At 45.5% G+C, this 7414-nt stretch carries 4 protein-coding genes and 4 pseudogenes; 6 read left to right on the top strand and 2 right to left on the bottom strand.

The features are described from left to right. Positions 1-40: 40 nt before the first annotated feature. Positions 41-367: pseudogene (locus tag ABF86_RS10335) on the top strand (integrase core domain-containing protein); the annotation flags it as partial. A 330-nt stretch (positions 368-697) separates the two neighbouring features. Here ABF86_RS10335 and ABF86_RS10330 read toward each other — a convergent pair. Then, positions 698-1522 carry an amidohydrolase family protein gene (locus ABF86_RS10330; RefSeq protein ID WP_345889569.1) on the bottom strand — a complete coding sequence of 275 codons (825 nt, stop codon included), beginning with the start codon at positions 1520-1522 and terminating at the stop codon, positions 698-700. A 662-nt stretch (positions 1523-2184) separates the two neighbouring features. Then, positions 2185-2604, bottom strand: a complete 420-nt coding sequence (locus tag ABF86_RS10325; RefSeq protein ID WP_160803588.1) for a hypothetical protein — start codon at positions 2602-2604, stop codon at positions 2185-2187. Here ABF86_RS10325 and ABF86_RS12920 point away from each other — a divergent pair. The 5 genes and pseudogenes from ABF86_RS12920 to ABF86_RS10300 all read left to right on the top strand — a co-directional run. Continuing rightward, positions 2570-2704 (top strand): annotated as a pseudogene (locus ABF86_RS12920) (IS3 family transposase); the annotation flags it as partial. The gene ABF86_RS10325 and the pseudogene ABF86_RS12920 overlap by 35 nt on opposite strands. Before the next feature lie 155 nt (positions 2705-2859). Beyond that, on the top strand, positions 2860-4344 hold the full coding sequence (locus tag ABF86_RS10320; protein WP_160803587.1) for an aldehyde dehydrogenase family protein: 1485 nt from the start codon (positions 2860-2862) through the stop codon (positions 4342-4344). An 81-nt stretch (positions 4345-4425) separates the two neighbouring features. After that, positions 4426-5441: pseudogene (locus ABF86_RS10315) on the top strand (IS256 family transposase). A gap of 277 nt (positions 5442-5718) precedes the next feature. Next, complete coding sequence (locus tag ABF86_RS10310; RefSeq protein ID WP_160803586.1) at positions 5719-6390, top strand: Bax inhibitor-1/YccA family protein; 672 nt, start codon at positions 5719-5721, stop codon at positions 6388-6390. Positions 6391-6737: 347 nt separating this feature from the next. Then, positions 6738-7365: pseudogene (locus tag ABF86_RS10300) on the top strand (IS5 family transposase); the annotation flags it as partial. Between the last annotated feature and the right edge of the window lie 49 nt (positions 7366-7414).

The following is a 7414-nucleotide window of genomic DNA, read 5'->3' as shown; positions in this document are numbered from 1 at the left end:
GTGATGCGTGCGGCAGCGCCAGATGTTTATAAGAGACAGGGTACACCATAGCGACAGAAGCTCGCAATATGTCTCCATTCGCTATACCGAGCGACTCGCCGAAGCCGGAATAAAACCCTCGGTCGGCAGCAAGGGCGACAGCTACGACAACGCGCTGGCAGAAACCATCAATGGGCTGTACAAAACAGAATTGATTCACAAGCGTGCCCCCTGGAAAACCAGGGAGGCCGTGGAGCTGGCAACGCTGGAATGGGTAGCCTGGTTCAACAACCAGCGGCTGCTGGAACCAATCGGTTACATCCCTCCCGCAGAAGCTGAGGTAAACTACTATAGGCAATTCGCCAAGGAAGCCATTCCGGTGGCTTGACTTTAACCAAACAGCCTCCTCAAAACCCGGGACGATTCATTGTTGGTGAGAGCTACAAAGATACGAGCTTGCTTCTTTAAATCGATATTGAGATTAAACAGGAATAGACCCTAGTGGTTGGTCAAGTAATTTCAAACACTCAGGAGTGCCAAGATGCGAGGTTTTTTTGTAATGATATTTTTATGCCAGCAAGTGACGACGAATATTTTCTGAATTTAGCCCATTTTCTTCCTCTTTCACATCGACTAAATTCAGAAAATCTCCCTTCCAGAAAAAATCTGCAACTTATTATTTCTTAATGCTAAGTTAGATTTTCTGTCAAGTATTTATTTAGCTAATCTTTTCAAAGGCGTCGAATTTAACCTCGTAGTGAGGTTCAGGACGCTTAAATAGATATTCGCCGTTGCGGATAGATGCTAATACGTCAGCTCGTTGGCGTACGGCCTCAAATGGCGATTTTGCATTCAAGACGATAAAGTTAGCCGGTTTACCCACCTCGATGCCATACTGATCTTCAACATTCAGCGTTTTGGCACCGTTGGATGTAACTAGATCAAGGCATCGGTCTAATTCATCGAACGACATTGTCTGTGCCAGATGAATACCGTTATCCAGGATATTCATCATATTTCCATTACCTACCGGGTACCAAGGATTATTGATGGAATCCTGGCCAAAACAGACATTGATACCGCTCTCCCATAATTCTTTCATGCGGGTGAGACCACGACGCTTTGGGTAGGTATCTTGTCGGCCTTGCAGATAAGCATTTTCGATTGGTAGAGAGATGAAACTCAGCCCTGACTTTTGGAATAATCTCATCATACGAAAAGCGTAAGCATTATCTGCGGAACCAAAAGAGCAGGTGTGGCTGGCCGCTGTGCGGGAGCCAATACCTTCAGACATCACCAGTGTGTTGAGTAACTCAACAAAACGGCTCATAACATCATCGGTTTCATCGCAGTGAACATCGATCAGTTTGTTATATTTAACGGCTAACTCTACGGTTCGGTGGATGGACTTTTCGCCAATCTCGCGCGCCCATTCGAAATGCGGGATGGCCCCGACGCAGTCTGCGCCCATTTTCAACGCTTCTTCAACCATTTCTTCGCCGCCCTTGTAGGCATACTGTGGTGGTCTAATTTGTCCGGACACATCGATAGGTGGAGAATCCACCACCCGATGAGTTTTAAATGAAAAGGAAATGCAGGCAATTTGATACCAGCTTCAAACTAGAAATCGTACATATGATTAAGAAACAGGGGGCTGAGCATATTCCACGTCAGTGAAAGCATGAGCATCGACCAGAGCGCCATCCGTCGCAGGGTGACTCAATATGAATCAGAACAAAGTGAGAATTCTGGCATCGGCAATCCGCTCACTGCCGAACAACAATTTATCCGCTAGCTTGAGCAGTAAAACCGGCAATTGAAGATGGATGTCGATATCTTAAAAAAGGCGTCAGCCTTCTTTGCCGGGCAACTGAAATGAGCTACCAGCTCGTCAAATAGTTGTAAAAGAAGGCGATCCCTGTTGTCCGTAGTTGTCGCCACCTGGAGGTAAGTCGCTCGGGCTATTATGACGCGGCACCGCTGTGCCAAACTGGTTTGTTGCAAAGCCAGCATCCATTTGAAAGCAGCATTTGCAACCAGTCACCAAAGTTATGGCAGCCGTCGATTGGTTACAGCAATGGCAGCATGAGGGTTTTCTATTGGTTCACCGTCGGGTGCGTAGTTTGATGCGCCAAATATCGCCTGGGCAGGATATCACCTACATCTGGACTGGTCAGGCTGTGGCTATCTGGTTATTGTTCTAGGTCAGTTTTCGCGCAAGAGAGTGGGGTGGGTGATGGCGCCCAGCATACCTGCAGAACTGGCGTGTAGCACGCTGAACATGGTGATCCAGCAGCGTAAGCCAGCACCAGGGCTGATTCGTCCATTCTGATCGGGGTAGCCAATATGCCGGCGCAGTATCAAGCATGATTGGCCAGACATGTATTCATTTGCAGCATGAGCCGCAAGAGAAATTGTTGGGATACTCAGTTTAATATGGTATGGAATGCCTGGCTTGATCTGACCCGTGTTGGGATTGGCGAAGTGGTGTCTTTGCGTTGACCTGTCGATCTGGCCCAGGCATTCCCCGAGCGTTGCCCGGCCCAATACATGTGACCTAATAGGAGCTTTGAATTGCACCGTGAGTGTCAATGCTGTAGCGGAACGATTCTTTCTGAATCTCAAGATGAAACGTGTCTGGCAGCGAGAATACGCCAAACCATACCGAAGCAAAAATTGACATCACCCATACATCATTGTCTTCTATAACACCAAACGCCTGCATTGAATATTGGGCTATCTGCCACCCACCATATTTGAACGAAAAATGGCAGAAAAAGAGCCTATGGTGGTGTCCGTAATTACTTGACCAGATCAAGATTCAACACTAGTTTTTATCAATTATCTAACCAATTAGATAGACTATTAAGGAGGAAATTCATGAGCCAAGTAACAGAAGGTTTAAACAAGAAAGTAGAAAAATTCCTGCGCGAGACTAAACGACTTTATATTAATGGTGAGTTTGTAGAAAGTAAATCGGGGGGAACGTATGAAGTTTATGATCCGGCAACAGGAAAAGTATTAGCGAATGTATATGAGGCAAAAGCTGAAGATATAGATGCGGCAGTAAAGGCTGCTCGTAAAGCATTTGATGATGGCCCTTGGTCCAGAATTAGTGCGGCTGAAAGAGGGCATCTAATGTACAAGCTTGCAGATCTCATGGAAGCCCATCAAGAAGAACTGGCGATTATCGAAACATTGGATAGCGGCAAACCAATTCGCGAGTCAAGAGTAGTGGATATTCCTTTGTCGTTTAAGAATATGCGCTACTACGCAGGATGGCCAACCAAAATTGTTGGACAAACTGTCCCGGTAACCGGCCCCTATCTTAACTATGTTCTTCATGAGCCAGTGGGTGTTATCGGGCAAATCATACCTTGGAACTTACCTCTCTTGATGGCCATGTATAAAATGAGTCCAGCACTGGCTACTGGATGCACAATGGTTTTGAAGCCAGCGGAGCAAACACCCCTTTCAGTTTTGTATTTAGCAGAATTAATTGAAAAAGCTGGTTTCCCACCAGGGGTGGTTAATATTGTTCCGGGTTTTGGTAAAACAGCAGGAGAGCCACTGATCGATCATCCGCTAGTTGATAAAGTTGGTTTCACCGGTTCTTCCCAGACAGGAAAGATGATTATGTCAAGAGCTGCACAAACGTTAAAACGGGTTACGCTTGAACTTGGCGGCAAATCACCAAACATTCTGTTATCGGACGCAGACCTTTCTAAGGCAATCCCTGGCGCACTAAATGGTGTCATGTTTAACCAAGGACAAAACTGTACTGCCGGTTCACGTGTATTTATTCCTAGCAAGAATTACGATAACGTCGTTGCGGACATGGTTGCCTACGCAGAAAAAATTAAACAAGGGCCAGGAATTAATGAGGATACTATGATGGGCCCACTCATCTCTACATCGCAACAAGAGCGCGTGATGAACTATATTGACGTCGGTGTAAGTGAAGGTGCAAAACTTTTGACCGGTGGGGGCAAGTCGCAAGAAAATGGCTACTTCGTTGCCCCTACAATCTTTGCAGATGTCAGTGATGAAATGACAATTGCGCAAGAAGAAATATTTGGACCAGTTTTAGCTGCGATTCCATATGATGGCGAAGACGACCTGATTGCGAGGGCAAACAATACACCGTTCGGTTTGGCTGCTGGCGTTTGGACACAAGATGTTACAAAGGCACATAAGTTTGCAAAGAAGCTTAAAGCGGGAACGGTGTGGGTGAATTGTTACCAGGTTTTTGACGTCGCAACTCCGTTTGGCGGGTTTAAACAATCTGGAATCGGCCGTGAATTGGGGTCTTATGCCCTTGATAACTACACAGAAGTCAAAAGTGTCTATGTCTCGTTAGAATAACGAGCTGAGACTGTAAAATCTATTGTGTAAGTGTTCGAGCCTTCATCCCCTGTGAAGAAATTTTCCATGACTACTGACACAATGAATGAACTCGACCTGAACCAGTTGCAAGCCCATATTGGCCACTTGGCGAAAAATATCAAATCTGAGGCAGATCTGGGTAGCCTGACCCAGCAGCCAGTTAAAATGACCGTTGAAGCAGACTTTTGAGCCGAGCTGGACGAGCATCTGTTATGCCAGGCATGATCCTGCCGGGCGTGGTTCAGGCAACAGCCGCAACGGCACATCATCCAAGCAACTGAAGGGCGCTCATGGCAAGGTTGGTATTGAGGTGCCCCGTGACCGGGCTGGTACTTTTGAGCCACAGATCGTGCGCAAGGGCCAGACGCGTCTAACGCAGATGGATGACCAGATTCTGGCGCTTTACGCCAAGAGCATGAGCACGCGCGACATCGTTGATGCGTTCAGGGAAATGTACGACGCTGATGTGTCTCGCCTACCCTGGTCTCCAAAGTGACAGAGCGCGTACTGGATGCTGTGACTGAGTGAGCTGAAGAATCGCGGGCTGCAAGATATCCTGATTGCTTGCATGGACGGACTCAAGGGTTTCCCCGATGCTATCGCTGCTGAATACCCGCAGACACGCGTTCAACTGTGCATTCATTGTGCAACATGGTGCGAACTCACTGAAATACGTATCCTGGAAGGATTACAAGGCTGTTACGACCGCTCTGAAGGAGGTTTGCCAGGGGCGCCCACCGAAGGGGCGGCGCAGCTTGCTCTGGGAGCATTTTGCCGAGCAGTGGGACAAGCAGTACCCGCAAATCAGCAAATCGTGGAACACCTACTGACCCAACCTGATTACCCTGTTTGATTATCCGCCCGAAATTCGTAAGGTGATCTATACGACCAATGCCATCGAGTCGCTCAACAGCGTCATCTGCAAGGCAACCAAACAGCGCAAGGTGTTCCCTACAGACGGATCGGCATTAAAGGTGGTCTATCTTGCCATACAGGCTACATCCAGGAAGTGGACCATGCCTATTCGGAATTGGAAGCCTGCCATGAACCACTTTATGATCAAATTTGGTGACTGACTGGTCATCTGTAATAACACCGGTAAAGGTGTTTACACAAAAAGCTTTACAGGCTCTGCTTAACCGGATTGTCCGGTTTTACTTGACCAGGTCAAACTCGTTTCTTTCATCTGGATTTTGTTAATAAATTTTACAAGAGAGAAATCACCAATTTAAAAAACTAAACGCTACTGAGTTATACTTACAAGATGAACTATAAATAAGGCATCTGGGTCAATATAGCCTGCTATAACAAAAACAGCAGTAATTTGTATACTTATATTTGGAGATCATTAAAATGAATCGAAGCTATTCAACAGTTGCTCATAGCGCATCATCTGCTTTAACGACTAACAAGGTATTGCGTAACACTTACATGCTGTTATCGTTAACGCTATTGTTCAGCAGTCTAACTGCAGGGCTTTCAATGTTCTTAAATATGCCGCCGATGACATATTTAATTTCTGTGATAGGTGCCATGCTGATTGCAATGTTTGTATTACCTCGTTTTGCCCAATCTGTAGCAGGAATCGGAATTGTTTTTCTGATTACAGGTTTATTGGGATTTGGATTAGGTCCCATGTTAACCATGTATGCTTCTCTGCCTAATGGTGGCGATATCATTACATTGTCACTAGCGGGCACGGGCACGATATTTATAGGATTATCTGTCTATGCTCTTTTCACACGAAAAGATTTTAGTTTCCTAGGTGGGTTTTTGATGGTAGGTTTTTTGTTAGTTTTACTTGCTGCTTTGGCAAATATTTTCTTACAAATACCTGCAATGTCATTAGCGATATCAACTGTAGTTATTCTCATCATGAGTGGTTTCATTTTATATGACACGAGTCGTATTATTCATGGTGGCGAAACTAATTATGTGTTAGCAACAATCGGGTTATATATGACCATTTTCAATATCTTTATCAGCTTGATGCAAATTTTAGGGATTATGGGTAATGATGATTAGTTGTCAGCTACTTTAGCTAAACAAAGCCCCGGTCAAGCCGGGGCTTTGTTTTTAGAGTGGAATAAATGGAAGGAAAAGAGGTTCGGGTATGGATTGGATGCAAATCGGCTCTGCGTTAGCGTTAATAATGTTCTTAATAATTTTATTTCCTAAAGCGCTGGAAATGATGAAGAACAGCCCTAAAGCGACTTCTTCGGATTGGAAGGCTGTTATCGTTCCTCTGATAATAATCATTTTATTTATTATGTTGTTAATTAAGTTAGTTTAAGTTAAGTTTTTCTGGTACTAGATAGTGTAGTCATGAGGCTAAAAATATAAAATCCTTTTAAAAAGTAAAAGGATTTTATATGACGCCAGCTTATCGCAGGCATGATATTTCGGATAAGGTATGGTCGCTACTTGAGGAGCATTTACCAGGTAGAGAAGGGGCATGGGGAGGGATAGCCACAGATAATCGTCGGTTTATCAATGCTGTTTTATGGATTATGCGAACAGGAGCGCCATGGCGGGATTTGCCGCCGGACTACGGGGGGTGGAGTAATACCCACCGTCGCTTTATTCGCTGGCGTGACAAGGGTATCTGGGAAAAATTGCTGGAAATCCTGATGGATGATCCGGATTATGAATGGCTGATGATTGATGCCAGTCACGGCAAGGTTCACCCACATGCCAGCGGGGCCAGAGGAGATAATCAGGAGATGAGTCGGGCGAAAGGGGGCTCAACACCAAGATACATCTGGCCGTGGATGCGCATGGTATGCCGGTCAGAATCTTTGTTACACAAGGTACCACTGCTGATTGCACGCAAGTTGGCCGCCTGATCGAAGGGATGGATGCAGATCATCTGCTGGCAGATCGTGGCATGACAGTAATGCCATTATTGAACAGGCAGAAAAACGGGGAGTGGAGGTTGTTATTCCTCCAAAGAAGAACCGGAAGACGCAAAGACATTATGATCAAGCGCTGTATAAACTTGTGTATTCGCCAAATCTCCTTTCCCACTAGACAGGTAGAATTCTCGTAT

This window comes from Nitrosomonas sp. GH22, from assembly GCF_009833115.1.
In the GTDB taxonomy this organism is placed as follows: domain Bacteria; phylum Pseudomonadota; class Gammaproteobacteria; order Burkholderiales; family Nitrosomonadaceae; genus Nitrosomonas; species Nitrosomonas eutropha.
The sequence above is the reverse complement of the archived record's forward strand: the minus strand, read 5'-3'. Positions and strand labels throughout refer to the sequence as shown.